This window comes from Vibrio sp. 1288, assembly GCF_033344475.1.
Genome location: NZ_JAWPOX010001032.1, coordinates 1 through 535 on the forward strand (window position 1 = coordinate 1; position 535 = coordinate 535).

Annotated in this window: 1 protein-coding gene and 1 pseudogene; both read left to right on the forward strand. The window is 44.5% G+C overall.

The features are described 5' to 3' along the window. A partial coding sequence (locus R8O11_RS30745; RefSeq protein WP_318195324.1) for a M20/M25/M40 family metallo-hydrolase occupies positions 1-217 on the forward strand: 217 nt, incomplete at its 5' end. 165 nt (positions 218-382) lie between these two features. Then, positions 383-535 (forward strand): annotated as a pseudogene (locus R8O11_RS30750) (DUF1232 domain-containing protein); the annotation flags it as partial.

A 535-nucleotide genomic window follows, 5' to 3' on the forward strand; every position in this document is an offset into this window, starting at 1 on the left:
TGAAGAAGCAGCAAGTGAACTGGCTATCGACATCAACTGGAAAGAAGTGGGTGGCGGCTCTGATGCAAACAATACGGCAATTCTTGGCGTTCCAACTTTGGATGGTCTAGGACCTATCGGTGCAGGTTTCCACAGTGACCAAGAGTACTTGTTGCTTGAGTCTATCGAACCACGTATCAAAATGCTGATGCGTGTACTGGAGAAGATAGCTCAGTAGTTCACTCGACAACTTAGTTCCCAACATCACGATCCCCAGACTTCGGTTTGGGGATTTTTCTATCTGTGTTTTTGTTTCACTTTACTATCATTTCTTGTTATTAATCTTGCGTTCAGGTTCGATTTATTAATATGTTGGCCACAGTCATAAATTTCGGAGGCAACGATGACCACAACAATGTCTGTAAAATCGGCGCCGAAAGACGCCAAAGATCAAACGATGCAAGCGCCAGATGAGAAAACCTTCTGGCGCAAAATGAAAGGGTCGGTTAAGAAAGCGGGTGAAGAAATTGCCGTAATGGGCATCAAATCATGGCTC